18 protein-coding genes are annotated in these 17897 nt (G+C 69.8%); 6 read left to right on the forward strand and 12 right to left on the reverse strand.

The features are described 5' to 3' along the window. Positions 1-14 precede the first annotated feature (14 nt). Both ABD156_RS22515 and ABD156_RS22520 read right to left on the reverse strand, forming a co-directional pair. Positions 15-359 carry an STAS domain-containing protein gene (locus ABD156_RS22515; protein WP_344276889.1) on the reverse strand — a complete coding sequence of 115 codons (345 nt, stop codon included), beginning with the start codon at positions 357-359 and terminating at the stop codon, positions 15-17. Positions 360-434: 75 nt separating this feature from the next. After that, positions 435-1133, reverse strand: coding sequence for a DJ-1/PfpI family protein (locus ABD156_RS22520; protein ID WP_344276891.1), 699 nt, complete (start codon positions 1131-1133; stop codon positions 435-437). 98 nt (positions 1134-1231) lie between these two features. Between ABD156_RS22520 and ABD156_RS22525 the strand changes: the two genes are divergently transcribed. The 3 genes from ABD156_RS22525 to ABD156_RS22535 all read left to right on the forward strand — a co-directional run bounded on the left by ABD156_RS22525 (position 1232) and on the right by ABD156_RS22535 (position 4337). After that, positions 1232-2209 carry a GlxA family transcriptional regulator gene (locus tag ABD156_RS22525; protein ID WP_344276893.1) on the forward strand — a complete coding sequence of 326 codons (978 nt, stop codon included), beginning with the start codon at positions 1232-1234 and terminating at the stop codon, positions 2207-2209. A 413-nt stretch (positions 2210-2622) separates the two neighbouring features. Further along, entirely contained in the window at positions 2623-3993 is a 1371-nt protein-coding gene (locus tag ABD156_RS22530) for a YibE/F family protein (RefSeq protein WP_352272269.1), read from the forward strand. A gap of 83 nt (positions 3994-4076) precedes the next feature. Beyond that, positions 4077-4337, forward strand: a complete 261-nt coding sequence (locus tag ABD156_RS22535; protein WP_344276897.1) for a hypothetical protein — start codon at positions 4077-4079, stop codon at positions 4335-4337. A 188-nt stretch (positions 4338-4525) separates the two neighbouring features. Here ABD156_RS22535 and ABD156_RS22540 read toward each other — a convergent pair whose 3' ends face one another. Both ABD156_RS22540 and ABD156_RS22545 read right to left on the reverse strand, forming a co-directional pair. Then, a complete protein-coding gene (locus ABD156_RS22540; protein WP_344276899.1) occupies positions 4526-5167 on the reverse strand; it encodes a hypothetical protein in 642 nt (213 codons plus the stop codon). Next, positions 5164-5748, reverse strand: a complete 585-nt coding sequence (locus ABD156_RS22545; protein WP_344277623.1) for an MBL fold metallo-hydrolase — start codon at positions 5746-5748, stop codon at positions 5164-5166. Before ABD156_RS22545 ends, ABD156_RS22540 begins: the two co-directional genes overlap by 4 nt. Positions 5749-5884: 136 nt before the next feature. Between ABD156_RS22545 and ABD156_RS22550 the strand changes: the two genes are divergently transcribed. Together ABD156_RS22550 and ABD156_RS22555 are read left to right on the forward strand one after the other, a co-directional pair. Further along, complete coding sequence (locus ABD156_RS22550; protein WP_344276902.1) at positions 5885-6769, forward strand: peptidylprolyl isomerase; 885 nt, start codon at positions 5885-5887, stop codon at positions 6767-6769. 7 nt (positions 6770-6776) lie between these two features. Beyond that, a complete protein-coding gene (locus tag ABD156_RS22555; RefSeq protein WP_344276904.1) occupies positions 6777-7556 on the forward strand; it encodes an aminotransferase class IV family protein in 780 nt (259 codons plus the stop codon). A 6-nt stretch (positions 7557-7562) separates the two neighbouring features. Here ABD156_RS22555 and ABD156_RS22560 read toward each other — a convergent pair whose 3' ends face one another. From ABD156_RS22560 to ABD156_RS22570, 3 genes are read right to left on the reverse strand one after another with little or no spacing between them, the layout of a single operon-like run. Continuing rightward, positions 7563-8309 (reverse strand): N-acetyltransferase, encoded by a 747-nt coding sequence (locus ABD156_RS22560; RefSeq protein WP_344276907.1) that lies wholly within the window; start codon positions 8307-8309, stop codon positions 7563-7565. A 44-nt stretch (positions 8310-8353) separates the two neighbouring features. Continuing rightward, positions 8354-9133, reverse strand: a complete 780-nt coding sequence (locus ABD156_RS22565) for an enoyl-CoA hydratase/isomerase family protein (RefSeq protein ID WP_344276909.1) — start codon at positions 9131-9133, stop codon at positions 8354-8356. Positions 9134-9187: 54 nt separating this feature from the next. Further along, positions 9188-10210 carry a helix-turn-helix transcriptional regulator gene (locus ABD156_RS22570; RefSeq protein ID WP_344276912.1) on the reverse strand — a complete coding sequence of 341 codons (1023 nt, stop codon included), beginning with the start codon at positions 10208-10210 and terminating at the stop codon, positions 9188-9190. An 88-nt stretch (positions 10211-10298) separates the two neighbouring features. On the opposite strand from ABD156_RS22570, the gene ABD156_RS22575 reads away from it, so the two are divergent. After that, a complete protein-coding gene (locus ABD156_RS22575) occupies positions 10299-10748 on the forward strand; it encodes a cupin domain-containing protein (protein ID WP_344276915.1) in 450 nt (149 codons plus the stop codon). Between the two features lie 173 nt (positions 10749-10921). Here the strand turns inward: ABD156_RS22575 and ABD156_RS22580 are convergent, their stop codons facing one another. The 5 genes from ABD156_RS22580 to yajC form a co-directional block, all read right to left on the reverse strand. Beyond that, the gene (locus ABD156_RS22580) at positions 10922-13300 is read right to left on the reverse strand and encodes a RelA/SpoT family protein (protein ID WP_344276917.1); all 2379 of its coding nucleotides are present in this window, start codon (positions 13298-13300) and stop codon (positions 10922-10924) included. A gap of 388 nt (positions 13301-13688) precedes the next feature. Beyond that, on the reverse strand, positions 13689-14207 hold the full coding sequence (locus ABD156_RS22585) for an adenine phosphoribosyltransferase (protein WP_344276919.1): 519 nt from the start codon (positions 14205-14207) through the stop codon (positions 13689-13691). A 5-nt stretch (positions 14208-14212) separates the two neighbouring features. Further along, entirely contained in the window at positions 14213-15445 is a 1233-nt protein-coding gene (gene secF, locus ABD156_RS22590) for a protein translocase subunit SecF (RefSeq protein WP_344276922.1), read from the reverse strand. Between the two features lies 1 nt (position 15446). After that, positions 15447-17165, reverse strand: a complete 1719-nt coding sequence (gene secD, locus ABD156_RS22595) for a protein translocase subunit SecD (RefSeq protein ID WP_344276925.1) — start codon at positions 17163-17165, stop codon at positions 15447-15449. 218 nt (positions 17166-17383) lie between these two features. Continuing rightward, on the reverse strand, positions 17384-17818 hold the full coding sequence (gene yajC, locus ABD156_RS22600) for a preprotein translocase subunit YajC (RefSeq protein ID WP_344276928.1): 435 nt from the start codon (positions 17816-17818) through the stop codon (positions 17384-17386). Positions 17819-17897: the final 79 nt, after the last annotated feature.

The raw sequence follows: 17897 nt of genomic DNA on the forward strand, positions 1-17897 counted from the left end.
TTCCGGCCGGACATTCACGCCCCCGCGGCGGCGCACGCCTCGCGAAGACCGCTGCGCACCGGCGCCTTGATCCCGGACACCGCGAACGCGCGCAGCACGAGCGGCCCGGTCGCCACGATCGACAACGCAGGCCGGACGTGGCTCGTCTCCTCGAGCACGCGCAGCCCGGCACAGCTGAGATAGCCGACCCGCGACAGGTCCACGACGAGTTTCCCGCCGGCTCCGGACGCGGCGGACAGCGCGGAGCGGAACTGCCCCACGGACGCGATGTCGATCTCGCCCGCCGCTGTGACCAGCACGATGTCGCCGTCCCTCCGGCTGGTGAAGACGGTGAGACCGGCATCCCCGCGAGAACCCATTGGCGGAACGGTACGCGCCGCAGAGGCGCTGGCAAACCGTTCTGCCTCAGCCGGGTGGGGCAGTTTACCCGCGCGTCACCGCTGCGCCAGCAGCTTTTCGCGCAGCTCCGGCTGATCGGCGAGACCCTCGCGGACGGTGTGGTCGACGAACGGCCGCATTTGCTCGCGCGGGGCGAGCGACCAGTCGAGCGGGCCGAGCGGCGGCTGCGGGTCGTACTCGATGCCGAACTGCACCAGCCGCGCGACGTCCGCTCCGCTCATCCGCTCCACCAGGTGCAACGCCAGGTCGATGCCGGCGGACACGCCGGCCGCGGTGATCACCGGCCCGCTGTCGGCCCAACGCTGCCGGACCGGCTCGGCCCCGAACGCGCGCAGGGTGTCCAGGAAAGTCCAGTGCGTCGTCGCTTCACGGCCTTCGAGCAGCCCAGCTTGCCCGAGCAGCAGCGAACCGGTGCACACGGACGTCATCAGCTCGGCGGACTCCGCGGCGCGGCGGAGGTAGCCGATGAGCGTCTCGTCGCCGAGCGCGCGCAGCGTCGGCGCGCCGCCGCCGGGGACCAGGACCCAGGACGGGTCCGGAATCTGGTCGAAGGTATGGCTCGGCGCGATCCGCAGCGGCGTGTCGGTGCCGAGGGCCTCCAGGGTTTCGCCGACCACCGCCACCCGGACCGAGGGGTCCACCGCCGCGTGGCCGTTGATCACCTGCAGCGGTCCCACCAGGTCGAGCGGCGTCAGGCCGGGGTACACGACGAATGCGAACGTCTTCTGAGTCATGCCGCCAGGCTCCCGCCCCCGCGACCCGGCCGGGACACGCGTGTCCGAAATCCTGCGAACCCGGTTGATCCGGCCCGGCGAACTGCTACCGTGCGGCCATGCCGAGTACCGCCCGGCAGGTCGTGATCCTCGGGTACCCCGACGCCGAACTGCTCGACATCGCCTGCGTGTCCGACGTTTTCGACGCCGCCACCCGGCTCGGCGCGGCCCGGCCGTACGAGGTCCGGCTCGCCAGCGTCGACGGTCTCCCCTTCGCCTGCCAGTCCGGGCTCACGCTCGCCCCGCACGTCCGGATCGACCAGGTCCGCGGCCCGCTCGACACGTTCGTGGTCGCGGGCGGGCTCGGCCACCACGCCGCCGCCAAGGACGAACGGCTGCTCTCGCACGTGCGGCGGCTGTCGCAGGAGAGCAGGCGGACGGCGTCGGTCTGCACCGGAGCGACCGTGCTCGCCGCCGCCGGGCTGCTGAGCGGCCGTCGCGCGACCACGCACTGGTCGCACGCCTCGCGGCTCGCCGAGCAGTACCCGTCGGTGACGGTGGACCCAGTGCCGCTTTTCGTGCGGCACGGCGACGTCTACACCTCCGCCGGCGTCACTAGCGGGCTCGACCTCACCCTCGCGTTCGTCGAGGAGGACCACGGCCCGACGCTCGCCCGCGAGGCCGCCCGGTCGCTGGTCACCTACCTGCAGCGGCCCGGGAACCAGGCGCAGGTGAGCATGTTCCTCGCCGGGCCGCCACCGGAACACCGGCAGGTCCGCGACCTCACCGCGTACGTCGCCGAGCACCTCGCCGACGACCTCGGCGCCCCCGCGCTGGCGAACCAGGCCGGCATCAGCACGCGCCAGCTGACCCGGCTGTTCGACGCCCATCTCGGCACCACACCGGGCAAATACGTCCGGACCGTGCGCGCGGAACACGCCGCCCGCCTGCTGTCCGGCACCGACCTCCCGCTCACCGCGATCGCGCGACGCTGCGGTTTCGGCTCCACCGAGACGCTCCGGCAAGCGTTTCTGGACCATTTCGACACCCCGCCCTCCGCTTACCGGCGGGTGCACCTCCGTTCTGCGCACGCCTGAACGAAACGCCGGATACGCCCGCCTCCTCCCCCACCCGGTACGGGTGAGCCGCGAGCCGGGAGGGCAGGATGTCCGCCGTGGCACCGCACGACTACCCCGATCAGGACCCCGACGACACTGGCCCGCTGCCGCGAGTGCCGGGCGAACCCGCGTCCCCGTCTCCCGCCGTGCCACCCGCCGCCCCTCCCCGCGCCCGTCCGGACGCCCCGCGCCGCCCGCGCCGCGCCGAACCCGGACGACCGGCTGAACGCACTCCCGGACGCACCGGCGACCCGGGACGCCACCCCGAGCGGTCCGGCGAACCCCGACGCCCGCGCGCCGCCGCGCCGCGCCCTGCCCAACCCGGTGCCCCGCGCTCCGCACAACCGGGCGCCCCTCGCTCCGCCGATCCCCGAGGCTCGCAATCCGGCGAACTGCGCGTCCCCCGCCGCCCAGGCGACACCCCGCCCCCCGGCACCCGCCGCCGTCCGCCCGGGCGACCCCCGCAGTCCGAAAAGGACACTCCAAAACCCGCCGCCGCCAAGGAAACCCCGCCACCAACCGGACACGGCCACGGTCATGGACACGGACACGGCCCGGCCGCCCCCGCGTCGCAACGAGTCCGCAAACTCCTGATCTGGCTCCTAGTACCGCTGGCCCTGGCGACCGTCGTCGGCATGATCATCCTGTACCCGTGGGGCAGCTCCCTGCCGAAGAGCGCCGTACAGCAAGGCACCCCGGTCCAGGCAGCGATCACGACCGCGACCTCCGGCCCGTGCCTGCAACCCGGCCAAGTGCAAGTCGGCTCGCAACCGGACCCGAACGCGAAACCGTGCCTCACCGTCGACCTGCAAATGTCCGACGGCCCAGCAGCCGGAAAACCGGTACGCCTCACCGTCCCCATCGAACCGAGCACCCCAAGGTTCACCGCAGGCGACAAGGTCGTCCTCGCCTACAACGGCGGCAACCCGCTCGACCCGCAGTCGTTCACCCTCGTCGACTTCCAACGCGGCACCCCTTTGGTACTGCTCGCCGCGCTGTTCGCAATCGCCGTACTCGTACTAGGCCGCTGGCAAGGCCTGGCCGCGCTAGTCGCCCTGGTACTGAGCTTCGTAGTGATCGTGCTCTTCGTCCTGCCAGCGATCCTCTCCGGAGAAAATCCGCTGCTAGTCGCGATCGCCGGAGCAGGCGCGATCATGTTCATCGCGCTGTACCTGACCCACGGCCTGTCCGCGAGAACCTCAGTCGCCGTACTGGGCACCCTGGTCAGCCTCGCCCTGATCGGAATCCTGTCCGCGATCTTCTCCGCCGCCGCGTCGCTGACCGGCCTGGACGACAGCACCACCACCCTGATCGCGTCCCTGGGCCACGGCATCGACGCCCGAGGCCTCCTGCTGGCCGGAATCGTCATCGGCGCACTGGGCGTCCTGGACGACGTGACGATCACCCAAACCAGCGCAGTATGGGAACTGCGCCGAGCAAACCCGTCCCTGAGCTGGCGCGACCTGTACAGCTCAGGCCTGCGAATCGGCCGAGACCACGTAGGCTCCGCGGTAAACACCCTGGTCATGGCCTACGCAGGCGCCGCACTGCCGGTAATGCTCTACTCCGCCATCTCCGGCGTAGGCCTGGGCTCTCTCCTGGGCAGCGAAGACATCGCCGCAGAAATCATCCGCACCCTGGCCGGCTCAGTAGGCATCGTCGCCGCAGTCCCAGTCACCACAGTCCTGGCCGCCCTAATCGCCTCCCGCGAGCCCATCGACCACCTCATCAACACCACCACCCCCACTGATTCACACCAGTAACACCCCACAGCCCCCGCCCGGGCGCGCCCTCCGCGAATGAGGTACGAAGACTCGCGACCGCCGTACCCCCGTAGGAGGGGCCTGTGTTCTCAGCAGTCCTGGCCGGACCCCGAGTCACCGTGCACCTGATCCGCCGCCTATTCGCGTCCGCCCTAGAAGCAGCCGAAACAGTGCCAAGAATCGCCACCGCCCTAGACGACGCCCGCACCACCCTGCGCCACGTAGAACGCCTACTCACCTACGTAGCCGAGCAACTCCCAGAACTAACCGACCACCTAGACCAAATCCGCGCCCGCCTAGACGCCCTAGACGAACACACCCGCACCCCCACCGGCCTCGACTAACCCAGCCCCCCACGCACTTCCCTAAACCCGACCACCACGCGGGATCGCGCCGGCGTTTGGGGGCTGCCCGGCGTGACAGGCCGAAGGCCCCTCACGCCGGGCAGCCCCCAAACGCCGGCATAAAAGCGATCCCGCACGCGACGACGAAGTCGGCGCCAAAAACACAGCTGGTGACCTAGTCACCCAACTCACCCCAGCGTAGCCACAAACCGACTAACAGCCTCCATGGGAAACCTCTGCAAATACTTCCCCCCAGGCGCAGCAGAAGCCAACCGATACAACGGCCTCTCCGCCACCGCATCCCCCCGAGCCTCAGCCCGCAACTCCGCCACCAACAACTCCGAAAACACCAACCCATTAGCCTCAGTATTGTTCAACAACGCATCAGCCAGCCTCCGCAACTGAAGCGCCCCCAACTCCCGCCCCCCAGTCCCGGAAAACACGGCCAAATCAAGCTTCACAGCCCGCCGCCGCTGCCCAGCATTAACCAGCAACGCAACAGTCCGATTCCCCCGAACGTCACTGATCACCACATCCAACCGAGGCGCCTCAAGCAAATCCACCCGCCGAACCCCCCAGGTCCGCACGACGAGCGTCGTCCCCTCCAGCCAAACCCGCCGCCGAGCCGCATACAACACCACGTAAACCAACGGCACAGCCACCACAGCCGCCACGATCAGCCCGGCCACCTGCCCGCCGATCAACCCCACAATCCCGCCAAACGCAGCAGCCAAAACCACCACGCCAAAAATCCCAGACCAAGCCCGCCGCCGCCGCAACTTCGGCTCATCAGCGAACAACGGCACCCGCTCCACCGGCTTCTCAGTCACCGCGCACCCCCCGGCACGAACGGATTCCCGGCGCGCTCGCGCCCGATAGTCGTAGCCGGCCCATGACCAGGCAACACGACGGTCTCATCAGCGAGCGTAAGCAATGTGCGCAACGAACTCTCCAGGTCAGCACCGGACCCGCCGGTACGCCCGACCGATCCGGCGAAAAGCGTGTCCCCCGTGAACACCAGCCTGCCACCCTCGCCCGTCTCGACCGCGAACGCCACGGACCCCGGCGTGTGCCCAGGCAGCGAAAGCACTCCCACAGCCAGCCCAGCCGCCTCGACGCAGTTCCCGGTGAGCGGTTCAAACGCCCCGTCGTACCACTCAGCGTCCCCCGGATGCATCCACAGCGGCACCCCGTGCACCCGCGACAGCTCAGCAGCAGCACCCACATGATCCGGATGCCCATGCGTAGCCAGCAACGCGACCGGCGTCAGCCCGTGCTCCGCCGACGCCTCGGCCAGCGGTTCGGCAGCCCCCTCGCCCGGGTCGACGACGACGCACGGACCCTCGGCGGCAGGGGCCAGCAGGTAGCAATTCGAGCGGAGCGGACCCGCGGCGAACCCGGCGACGAGCACCGAACCCTCCTCCCAGGAAGCGGCCTTGATCACGACCCGGTGAAGACTAGCCGCCCCTGTACGGAGTCCTCACAGGCTGTGCCCATACACTGCCGCTACCTCAGACGTGTGACTTCGAGCGGAAACTGGAGGGCGGGTGGCGACCAACCAGCAGCGCCGAGAAGCCGCTAAGCGCAAACTCGAGCGGCAGCTCGTGCGCCGGGCGGAACAGGCGAAGCGACGCAAGATCGTGGGCGCTGGAGTGGTCGGCGGTGTGGTCCTCATCGTCGCCGGTCTCGTGGTGTGGATCGTGAACAGCGGGGGCAGCGGCGACCAGCAGGCCGCCACGCCGCCGCCGTCGAGCTCCGCGCCGCCGGTCCCGAGCGTCACGAACATCCCCACCGAGCGCACCGCGCTCCCCAAGCGCCCGAAGGCGCTGCCGAACCCGACGACGTGCTCGTACCCGGCCGACGCGAGCGGCAAGCCGCCGTCGACGAAGAAGCCGACTGTGCCGGACGGCAAGAACGTCTCCTCGAGCGGGACCGTGAACATCACGATGAAGTCCACCCAGGGCGACATCCCGATGACGCTGGACCGCGCGCTCGCGCCGTGCACCGTGCAGGCCTTCGAGAGCCTCGCGAAGCAGGGCTTCTTCACCGACACGATCTGCCACCGCCTCGGCGTCACCGACCTGCAGATGCTGCAGTGCGGCGACCCGGACGCGAAGGGCGACGTGCTGAAGGACGGCCGCGGCGGCCCGGGCTTCACCGTGCCGGACGAGTTCATCGACACCGCGAAGTACGGCCGCGGCGTCCTCGCGATGGCCAACACCGGCCAGCCGAACAGCGGCGGCAGCCAGTTCTTCATGGTCTACGGCAACGCGCCGCTGCAGCCGCAGTACACGATCTTCGGCAGCATCTCCGACGAGGGCCTGAAGGTGCTCGACAAGATCGCGAAGAACGGCATCGGCGCCATCGGCCAGGACGGTTCGACCGGCGAGCCCAAGGAGCCGGTCAAGTTCACCGCGGTCACGGTTTCCTGAGTTGACGATGCGAGTCGAGATCGGCGGCACCGCTCCCGGTACCGCCGATCTCGCCGCCGCGGCGACCAGCTACGGCCACTTCACCGCGATGCAGGTCCGCGACGGGCGCGTGCGCGGCCTCGGCTATCACCTCGACCGCCTCGCGGCGAACACTCGCGAGGTGTTCGGCAGCGAACTGGACACGGATCTGGTCCGCGCCTACGTCCGGCGGCTCGTCGCCGGTCAGGGCGCGTTGTCGGTGCGAGTGATCATTTTCTCGCGCTCGTCGCCGCACGACGCCGCGATGACGCCCGAAATCCTCGTGCGCACCGCGCCGCCCCGCTCTCACGTCGCCACGCCGATGCGGCTGCGATCTGTTGCCTACCAACGGGATCTGCCGCATGTGAAGCACCTCGGCGGCTTCGGTCTCACGCAGCATTCGCGCGCCGCCGCCCTCGCCGGTTACGACGACGCCGTGTTCCTCGCCGCGGACGGCCGGATCAGCGAGGCGACGATCTGGAACGTCGGCTTCCTGCGCGACGGGACGATCGTGTGGCCGGAAGCCCCGGTGCTGCCGGGGATCACGTACCTGGTGCTCGAGGAACAGCTGCGCGCGGCTGGCGTTCCGCAGGAGACGCGGCCGGTGTACCCGGCGGAGCTTCCGGAATTCGACGCGATGTTCGTGACCAACTCCGCGACCATCGGCCGCCCGGTCGCGTCGGTGGACGATGTCCCCCTGCGCACCTCCCCTGTCGCGACGGAACTCCTGACGGCAGCTTACGAAGCCGCGCCCTGGGACGAGATCTAGCAGCGCTCAGGGCCTGCGATGCTCCACCCAGACATTCGGCTCCACATACACGGCAGAATCCTGCGCCAACGACACCAGCACCGGGCTCAGCGCGCCTTCCACGACCACCGGCCCGTCGGTGTCGAACGGCAGCCCCGTCCACTCCCGCCACTGCGCGAGCGTTCCGGGAATCGTCATCGACACCGGGCAGACCTTCAGGATCCGCCCGCCCGCGCGCACGTGCACCCGCAGCCACGCGTCGTAGGGCAGGCCGTCGTCCCGCACCCGGAAGGCGTACTCACTCATCGGAGTCTCCGGCTCGTCAGCCTTCCGCGACGGCCGCACCGGGGCGTAGAGCACCTCATGCCCAAGCCGGAAAGCGTTGTCCCGCAGGGCATTCACCATCACCGAAGCAAGCCCGGCGCCCTGACGTTCCTTGCGGACGACGATCTCCAGCGCGGTCGCCGCGTTGCGGTCCCGGCCAGCCAGCCGGTCGCTGTGCTGCCACCGGATCACCTCGTCCCACCCGCCGTCGGGCAGTGCCTCGCGCCCCGGGCCGCCGAAGGCGAAGGGCGTCGAGTAGGCCTTGGCGACCGGCTCGTCTCCGTCGGTCGCCAGCAGCACGTAATCGGCGACGGTGTCGAGCTCGCCGTAATAGAGGTGCCCGGTCGGGTTGTGCTGCATGAAAACCGGCCACGACCGGTCGAAATCGGCGTGGTCGACCGTCCGGAAAAGCTCCGGGTTCTGGCTGCGTCGGTGAATTGTCAGAGCCACAGGCCCCAGTCTCACCGAGCCGTCAACCGCTTTATCGCGCTGGTCTAGCGGTAGGTGAACTTCGGCGCGCGCCGGTTCAGGAACGCGTCCACGCCCTCCGCGTAGTCCTCTCCGTGCAGCGCGGCGAGCCGGATCTCCTCGACCTCGTCGTCGGTCTTCTCCTGGCCCGCCGCGATTTTCTCGATGATGCGGTTCATCCCGCGGATCGACGCCTGCGACCGCCCGCACAGGGTCTCGGTGAACCGGGCCGTCGCGGCTTCCAGGTCCGCGGCCGGGACCACGTCGTTGACCAGCCCGATCTCGCGGGCCCTGGTCGCGTCGACGAGTTCGCCGGACAGCAGGAAGTACTTGGCGTTCGCCGGACCGACCAGCGATACCAGCTGCCGCGTCGAGGCGAAGTGGTAGACGATGCCGAGTTTGGCCGGGGTGATGCCGAAGCGCGCGTCGTCCGCGGCGAAGCGGAAGTCGCAGGCGACCGAGATCTGGCAGCCGCCGCCGATGCAGTTGCCCTGGACCATCGCGACCGTCGGCTTGCGCATCGCGGTCAGCGCCGCCACCGCGCTGTCCACGGCCTCGTCGTACTTCGCGGCGGCGTCCGCGGTCGAGCGCAGCTCGCGGAACTCGCCGATGTCCGCGCCCGCGGAGAAATGCCGGCCGGCCCCGGTCAGCACGAGCGCCTTCAGCTCGGGATCGGCCTCGACCTCGGCCGCCACGCCCGGGATCGCCGCCCACATGCCGTGGGTGATCGCGTTCATCTTCTCCGGGCGGGAGAACGTCAGCCGGGCCACGGCGCCTTCGCGGGTGAACTCGAGTCCGTCCGTCATGCCAGCACCCTAATGCGCCCTCGCCTCGCTCCCGCTGTGGGACAGATCACCGGCCTAACCGGACAGCCGTGCGGTCAGCTCGCCGCGGCTGCGCACGCCGACCTTGCCGAACACCGACTTGAGGTGGTCCTGCACGGTGTTCGCCGAGATCCCCAGCCGCGCCGCGATGTCCGAAGTGGACAGTCCGGACAGGACTTCCCGGCACACGTCGCGTTCGCGCGAGGTCAGCCGGTACGCCGCGAGCAGCACGTCCAGCAGCTCGCCGCCGGAGGCGCGGCGGATCGTCACGACGATGTCGCGGGCGTCGTCGTCCGAGACCAACCTGCTGGCCTGCAACACAATCCAGCCGCCGCGCGCGTCGCGGACCCGGGCTCGGAACGTCCCGCTCGCCGCGGCCTGAGCACCGACCGCGACCGCGCGCAGCAGCACCGCGAACCGGCCGTCGGCGATCGCGTCCAATTCGGACTCCCACGCGCCGACCTCCTCGGTCGCCCCGCGACGGCGGCCGTCCGGTCCGACCACGACAATCGCCGGTTCCGCCGCCGAAGCCGCCCCTTGCGCCAGCGCCGCCACCCGAGTGGCGGCGGCCAGCGTCGGCCCGATCGAGGTCAGGAACTCCACCTCCCGGTCGCTGAACTCGCCCCGGCGCACCAGCCCGGCGGCGGCCCAGCAGACGCCGTCCGCGCGAAACCCGACGCGCAACTCGCTTTCCAGCCCGAGCGGCCGCCACACCTGCGCCCACCGGCCGCTGCGCTCGCGTTCCCGGCGCGGCAGGTCGGAAAGCCGCGCTACCGGCACCGGCCGCCGGGCGAGCTGCGCGAAGGTATGCGGCTCCGCGCCGTCGTATTCGTACGTCGCCAGCAGCGGCTCGTACTCCCCCGGGATGCGCGCGCGGCCGCTGGTCATCGAGCTGATCACGGCGGTGTCCGGATCGAGCGACGCCCAGCAGGTCAGCTCCGTCGGCACGACCCGGTCGACCAGTTCGATGGCCGCCGCGTGCAGCTCGGCGACGCCGCAGCCGGCCGTGGCGAGAGCCGCCAGCTCCCGCCGCACGCCCTGCGCCCGGCCTTCCCACACCCGAGGAAGTATGCGCGCGCCCTCGCGCAGCCGGTATCCCTGATTTCCGGGATGGTCGCGCGGCCGCGGCGTTTCTACCTTCGGTGCTATGACCATTCACTTCAGCACTGCGGGCGAAGGCCCGGAACTAGACACGAAAGATGCCATCGTGACGGTGAAAGCGTCCGCCGCGGACACCGGCGGCTACGAGCTTTTCGAGGTCGACGCCTCGCGCGGCCCCGCCGTGCCGCCGCACGCCGACCCGTGGGCGAAAGGGTTCTACGTCCTGCACGGCCGCATCACCGTCTGCCTCGACGGCGAACTCCACGACCTCGGCCCCGGTGCCTTCGTGCACATCCCGGCGGGCATCCCCAACACCTTCACCGTGCACACGCCGCACGCGAAGTTCCTCGTGCTCACCCCGGACGACGCGATGGGCGAGTTCTTCCGCGAGATCGACCGCAGCGTCCCGGCCAACGCCCTGTGGCCAGCCGCAGTGCCGCTGCTCGGCGACATCGCGGCCAGGCACGGGGTCACCTTCGGGGAGCTGGTGCCGTGAGCGCCGCGCGCAGGTCTTCGCCGGAGTCGCAGTCCCGCTGCACCTGCTGGCGCTCGCGGGAGAAATGCGCCTGTTCGACCGGCCAATCCGGCGCGCAGGCCTACCCCAGGGCCCGGCCGAGAAACTGCCAGCCACCCGTCTCGGCCCGGACGGCTTGCACGCCGCCGGATCAGCTATGACGCGGAGGTCACCCGGTACACGTCGTACACGCCCTCGACGCCGCGGACGACCTTGAGCACGTGCCCGAGGTGCTTCGGGTCGCCCATCTCGAACGAGAACCGGCTCACCGCGACCCGGTCCCGCGACGTCGTCACCGAGGCCGACAGGATGTTCACTTTCTCGTCCGCCAGCACCTTCGTGACGTCCGACAGCAGCCGGTGCCGGTCGAGCGCCTCAACCTGGATCGCCACCAGGAACACCGAGGACGACGACGGCGCCCACTCCACCTCGACCAGCCGCTCCGGCTGCGTCCGCAGGTCGTCGGCGTTCGTGCAGTCCGTCCGGTGCACGCTCACGCCGCCGCCGCGCGTCACGAAACCAAGGATCTCGTCGCCCGGCACCGGCGTGCAGCAGCGCGCCAGCTTCGCCCAGACGTCGCTCGCGCCCTTGACGATGACGCCGACGTCGTTGGAGCCGCGGCGGCGCGTGACGGTGGACGGCGTGGCCCGTTCGGCCAGCTCCTCCTCGGCCTCCTCGACCCCGCCGATGAGCGCGACCAGCCGCTGCACCACGTGCTTCGCGCTGGTGTGGCCCTCGCCGACGGCCGCGTACAGCGACGAAATGTCGCCATGCCGCAGTTCGGTCGCCACCGAGCCCATCGACTCCGCCGACACCAGCCGCTGGATCGGCAGCCCGACCTTGCGGATCTCCTTGGTGATCGCTTCCTTGCCCGCGTCGATCGCCTCGTCGCGGCGCTCCTTCGCGAACCACTGCCGGATCTTCGCGCGCGCCTTCGGCGAACCGGCGAACTGCAGCCAGTCGCGGCTCGGCCCGGCGCTCTCCGCCTTGGACGTGAAGATCTCGACGACCTCGCCGTTCTCGAGCTTCCGCTCGAGCGCGACCAGCCGCCCGTTCACGCGCGCGCCGATGCAGCGGTGGCCGACCTCGGTGTGCACCGCGTACGCGAAGTCCACCGGCGTCGAATCCGCGGGCAGCGTGATCACGTCGCCCTTCGGCGTGAACACGAAGATTTCGCGCGCGGCCAGCTCGTAGCGCAGCGATTCGAGGAAGTCGCCCGGGTCCGCGGCCTCGCGCTGCCAGTCGAGCAGCTGCCGCATCCACGCGATCTCGTCCAGCTCCATCGCGTTGTTGCTGGCGTGCGTGCCCTTGGTTTCCTTGTACCGCCAGTGCGCGGCGATGCCGTACTCGGCGGTGCGGTGCATGTCGTAGGTGCGGATCTGCACCTCGAGCGGCTTGCCGTCCGGGCCGATCACTGTGGTGTGCAGCGACTGGTACACGCCGAACCGCGGCTGCGCGATGTAGTCCTTGAACCGTCCCGGGACCGGCTGCCACAGCGCGTGCACCACGCCCATCGCGGCGTAGCAGTCGCGCACGTCTTCGACCAGGATCCGCACGCCGACCAGGTCGTGGATGTCGTCCAGGTCCCGGCCTCGGACGATCATCTTCTGGTGGATCGAGTAGTAGTGCTTCGGCCGTCCCTCGACCTTCGCGGTGATCCGCGACGACACCAGGTTGTTCGTCAGGTCCGCGATCACCTTGCGCAGATAGGTGTCGCGCGAGGGCGCGCGGTCGGCGACCAGCCGGACGATCTCGTCGTACTTCTTCGGCTGCAGGATCGCGAACGCGAGGTCTTCCAGCTCCCACTTCACCGTGGCCATGCCCAGCCGGTGCGCCAGCGGGGCGAGCACCTCGAGCGTCTCGCGCGCCTTGCGGGCCTGCTTCTCCGGCGGCAGGAAGCGCATCGTGCGCATGTTGTGCAGGCGGTCGGCGAGCTTGATGACCAGGACGCGCGGGTCCTTCGCCATCGCGATCACCATTTTGCGGATGGTCTCCGCTTCGGCTGAAGTGCCGAGCTTGACCTTGTCCAGTTTGGTGACGCCGTCGACCAGTTCGCCGACCTTGTCGCCGAAATCGGCCTTCAGCTGTTCCAGGGAGTAGCCGGTGTCTTCCACTGTGTCGTGCAGCAGGGCTGCTACGAGGGTGGTGGTGTCCATGCCCAGTTCGGCGAGGATGGTGGCTACTGCCAGGGGGTGGGTGATGTACGGGTCGCCGGATTTGCGGCGTTGTTCGCGGTGGAGTTCTTCGGCGACGTCGTAGGCGCGTTGGAGCTGGCCCAGGTCGGAGTTGGGGTGCAGTTCGCGGTGGATGACCGCCAGGGGTTCGAGGACCTGCTTGACCGGGGCGGCGCGCTGGGCGGTGATCCGGCGCGCCAGGCGGGCGCGGACGCGGCGGGTCGCGGACGGGTTGGGCGCGGCTCCGTTGGGCCGTCCGGGGTCCGCGGCGGTGGCCCCCGTCTTGGCGGGGGTGGTGCCGCCTTTGGAGGGGGTGGCACCGCCCTTGGCGGGGACGTTGGCGTCGAGCTCTTGGCTCACCCGCACCTCCAGCTGCTTCGTGCGGCCTCGAACCTTCAGGGTAACCGGTTGGTCTTTTGGCGGGGTGGGTGACGTGCCGTTGCGCTCTGTGGCGGTTGGCTCGTCGCCTGGCGGCGACATTGCGCCTGCTCGGGTGGGGGCCACCACCCCGAAGTTTTATTGTCCTGACGGTTCGGGGGTGCTTGTCAAGGCGGGAAAGATGCCTTGACAAGCACCCCCGAACCGCAGAGGAGGCTTCGTATCGGGGTTGGGGGCGGGGTGGGTGGCTCCATGGGTGGGTGCGTCGGCGGCGGTTGGTGGGGTGGGTGCGGGGTCGTCAAAGTCCGTGAGGGGAACCCTGAGGGACTCAGAGTCCCTCAGGGTTCCCCTCACGGATTTGCGTGGAGGGTCAGACTGTGCGGAGCGTGTGGACTGTGCGGCCGTCCAGGGCGGAGCGGCCATGCAGGGCGGCCAGTTCCAGGACTACTGATACGCCGGTGACTGTTGCGCCTGCGTCTTCCAGGAGTTTTGCGGTCGCTGCCACTGTGCCGCCGGTGGCCAGGACGTCGTCCATGATGGCGATGCGTTGGCCTGGCTTCACTACGTTCGCGGGGAGTTCGACGCTGGCGGTGCCGTATTCCAGGGAGTAGTCGACTCGTCCGGCTACCGAGGGGAGTTTGCCTGGTTTTCGGACCAGGACTACGCCCATGCCTCGGGAGTAGCCGACTGCTGCTGCCAGGAGGAAGCCGCGGGCCTCGACGCCGGCCACCAGGGTGGAGGCCGGGTCGAGGGTTTCCGCTAGGGCGTCTGCTACTGCGGCGAAGCCTGGGCCGTCGGCGAAGAGGGGGCTGAGATCGCGGAACAGGACGCCTGGTTCCGGGAAGTCCGGGACTTCGGCGATCAGGTCCAATGCCTCGTCGAGCTTCATGGGGCTCAGCGCTTCTTCTTTCCCGACGGACGCTGCTTCGGGTGCCGTGCGGGGACGCCGGCAGCAGCCGCCATGGCCTTTTCCTTGCGGAGTTCGGCGGCCAGCTGGTCCTCGTCGTTGGCGTCGAAGTCGTCGTCCGCTGCTTCGCGCTTCGCGGCCTTCGCCCGGCGGGCGGCGACGCGGTCGGCCTGCTGGCGATACTGCGGGTCGCGCATCTTGAAGTCGACCAGCAGCGGCGTCGCCAGTGCGACCGACGACAGGACGCCGACAAGGGTACCGGTGAGCTGCACCAGCGCCAGGTCCTGCAGCGTGCCCGAGCCGAGCAGGATGTAGCCGACGATCAGCAGGCCCAGGATCGGCAGCAGGGCGATGAACGCCGTGTTGAACGATCGCATCAGGGTCTGGTTCAGCGCCAGGTTCGCCGCTTCGGCGTACGTGCGCCGCGACAGGCCGAGCAAGCCCCGGGTGTTTTCCCGGACCTTGTCGAACACCACCACGGTGTCGTACAGCGAGAAGCCGAGAATCGTCAGCAGACCGATCACCGTCGCGGGCGTGACTTCGAAGCCCACGAGCGAGTACACGCCCGCGGTGACCACGATGTCGTGCAGCAGCGAGATGAGCGCCGCGAACGCCATCCTGGTGTCGAAGTAGATCGCCAGGAAGATCACGACGGCGACCAGGAACACGCCGAGCGCGATCAGGGCCTGGCGCGAGATCTCGTTGCCCCACGACGCGCTCACCGCGCTGTCGCTGATGGCCTGCTCGCTCGACTTGCCGTTGGTGCCGACCGGGCCGAGGTCCTCGAAGATCTGCTTCTTGACCTTGGCCACCTGGTCGGCGGTGAGGGTCTCGGAGCGGGTCTGGATGGTCGCCGCGTTGCCGGTGCCGACCGTCTGGGTCTCCGCCGGGGCCTCGCCGAGCGCGGTGTTGAACGACTTGATCACCTGGTCCTGGGTGATCTGGCCGTGCGAACCGTGCGCGGGCAGCTGGATCTGCGTGCCGCCTTCGAACTCGATGCCCACGTTGAAGCCGCGGAAGATCATCGAGCCGATGCACACCAGGAGCAGCAGCGCGAAGAACATGTACCAGCGCTTGCGCGAGCCGACGATGTCGACCGCGCCGGTGCCGACGTAGAGCCGGTGGAAGAAGCTTTCCTTCTTGCCGGGCTTGGCCGCGGCGGCTCCGCTTTCCGGGCCGTCCGGGGTTTCCGAGGTGACGCCTGCGGTTTCGTCGCTCACGTCAGGCCTCCTTCACGTTCGCGCGGCGGCCGGGAGCGGGGCGCGTGGACTTGCGCTGCGCGCCGAGCTTCTGGACGGCGCCGAGGCCGAGATTCCGGGGGTTGGACAGGAACTTCGACTTCGAGGTCGACACCATCGCCACGAGCGGATGCGTGACCAGGTAGACGACCACCAGGTCCAGCACCGTCGACATGCCGAGGGTGAACGCGAAGCCCTGCACGTCGCCGACGGCGATGATGTACAGGATCGCGGCGGCCAGGAAGCTGACCGCGTCCGAGGCCAGAATCGTGCGCCGCGCCCGTGCCCAGCCGCGCGGCACCGCGGACCGGAAGGTCCGGCCCTCCCGGATCTCGTCTTTCAGCCGTTCGAAGTAAATGACGAACGAGTCGGCCGTGATGCCGATCGCGATGATCAGGCCGGCGACGCCCGCGAGGTCGAGCGTGTACCCGATCCACCGCCCGAGCAGCACCAGCACCGCGTACACGAGCAGGCCGGACAGCACCAGCGACCAGATCGTGAGGATGCCGAGCAGCCGGTAGTAGAACAGGCAGTAGACGAACACGACCGCGAGGCCGATCGCGCCGGCGATCAGGCCCGCCTGCAGCGAGGCGTAGCCCAGCGTCGCGGACACCGTGGTGGCGTCCGAGGAGTCGAACGACAGCGGCAGCGAACCGTACTTGAGGATGTCCGCCAGGTTCTTCGCGTCGGTCTGGGTGAACTTGCCGGTGATCTGCGTGTTGCCGCCGAGGATGGCGTTCTGCACGGTCGGCGCGGACACCACGTCCGTGTCGAGCACGAACGCCGCCTGCTTGCCGATGTTGGCCGACGTGAAGTCGCCCCAGGTCTTGCCGCCCGCGCCCTTGAAGCTCAGGTCGACGATCCACTGGCCGCGCTGCTGGTCGTAGCCGGAGTTCGCGCTGGAGATCTCGGTGCCGGGGATGAACTCCGGGCCGAGCACGTACTTGGTGGCGTCCTTGTCGCCGCAGGTGACCAGCGGCTGGCCGGGAAGGTCGTTGCCCTCCAGCGGGTCGGCGGCGTTGGGCGCGCAGGTGAGGGCGGCGAGCGCCTTCTGCTGCGCGGCCTGCGCGGCGGCGGCCTCCTGCTGGTTCTTCGGGTCCTTCGGCATCAGCGCGGGAGCCTGGCGCACCGCGCGGGCCGCCTCGATCGGGTTCTTGCCCGCGTCCTGGCCGGTGCCCGCGCCGGGGGCCGACGGGGTCGAACCCGGCGGCTGCTGCGCCGGGGCGCCTTCCGCTCCCCCGCCGCCGGCCGGCTTGCTCGGCGCGGTCGCCGGGGCGCTCGGGGCGCCGGAGGCGGGAGCCGAGGGCGGCGCGGCCGGGGTGTTCGGGACCGAGGTGATCACCTCGCGGATCCCGAGCTTGGCGGTCCGGCCCAGGTTCTTCGCCTCGTCGCCCTGCTCGCCCGGCACGGTGATCACGATGTTGTTGCCGTCGAGCACCACCTCGGTGCCGCCGACGCCGATCCCGTTCACGCGGGTCTCGATGATCTGGCGCGCCTGGTTCAGCGAATCGCGGGTGGGCTGGCCGCCGTCGGGCGTGCGCGCGGTGAGCGTGACCCGGGTGCCGCCCTGGAGGTCGATGCCGAGTTTCGGCGTCGCTTTGCCGCTGCCGGTGAAGAACACCAAGGCGTACAGCACGACCACGATCAGGGCGAAGAAGGCGAGATAGCGTCCCGGGCGGAGATGCCCGGCCGATGGTGCCACGGTGCTTCGGTCTCCTCGAACTGGCACGGACTGGATGGACCCCAAGTGGTTCGGGTGCGCGAGCCGGAAGGGGGTCCTCCGGACGCGGCTGGGCGTGAACTATGACGGCGGACACGCACGCAGCACCGAGACAGTACTCGGTGCTGCGTGAGCCCGGCGTTCGCCCGTACCGACTTTCGTAGGCTGTGGGCGGATCACTGCCCGGTGAAGCCCGGAGGCTACTTCTTCCCGTGCTCCAGCGGGGGCGCCACCTGCGCACCGGAGGCCTGGCTCTCCTCGGCGGAGATCGACTCCTGGGCCGGGGCCTCCGACGAGGACGCCGCGGTCTCCGGGGCCGAGGCGATGCCCGCGGCCTCGTCGGCCGTCTCGGCGGTCTCGTCGCCCTCGACGACCGGCTCGACCTTCTCGCGCACCGCGAGCCGCAGCCAGGTGGTGACGACGCCCGGCGCGATCTCGATGTCGATCGTGGTGTCGCTGCTGGTGTCGGCGACCGTGCCGTACATGCCCGACGTGGTCATCACGCGGTCGCCAGCGGAAATGCTGTTCTGCATCTCCTGCTGAGCCGCCTGCTGCTTCTTCTGCTTGCGGGTGCCCATGACGAGCGGCACGGCCACCACGAGCAGCAGCAGCAACGGCAGCAGTAACTGGTTCATGACTCTCCTCGACGGACGCCTTTCTCGGCTGCCCGCGTCCGGTTTCGACGGATGTGCTGTGTTCGAGTGTGCCAGGTAC

It is taken from the genome of Amycolatopsis albidoflavus (assembly GCF_039525725.1).
Taxonomy (GTDB): Bacteria; Actinomycetota; Actinomycetes; order Mycobacteriales; family Pseudonocardiaceae; genus Amycolatopsis; species Amycolatopsis albidoflava.

Coding starts and splice junctions, on each gene's coding strand:
- ABD156_RS22515 (WP_344276889.1), bottom strand. CDS start 359: ATGGGTTCTCGCGGGGATGCCGGTCTCACCGTCTTCACCAGCCGGAGG.
- ABD156_RS22520 (WP_344276891.1), bottom strand. CDS start 1,133: ATGACTCAGAAGACGTTCGCATTCGTCGTGTACCCCGGCCTGACGCCG.
- ABD156_RS22525 (WP_344276893.1), top strand. CDS start 1,232: ATGCCGAGTACCGCCCGGCAGGTCGTGATCCTCGGGTACCCCGACGCC.
- ABD156_RS22555 (WP_344276904.1), top strand. CDS start 6,777: ATGCGAGTCGAGATCGGCGGCACCGCTCCCGGTACCGCCGATCTCGCC.
- ABD156_RS22565 (WP_344276909.1), bottom strand. CDS start 9,133: ATGACGGACGGACTCGAGTTCACCCGCGAAGGCGCCGTGGCCCGGCTG.
- ABD156_RS22575 (WP_344276915.1), top strand. CDS start 10,299: ATGACCATTCACTTCAGCACTGCGGGCGAAGGCCCGGAACTAGACACG.
- ABD156_RS22585 (WP_344276919.1), bottom strand. CDS start 14,207: ATGAAGCTCGACGAGGCATTGGACCTGATCGCCGAAGTCCCGGACTTC.
- yajC (WP_344276928.1), bottom strand. CDS start 17,818: ATGAACCAGTTACTGCTGCCGTTGCTGCTGCTGCTCGTGGTGGCCGTG.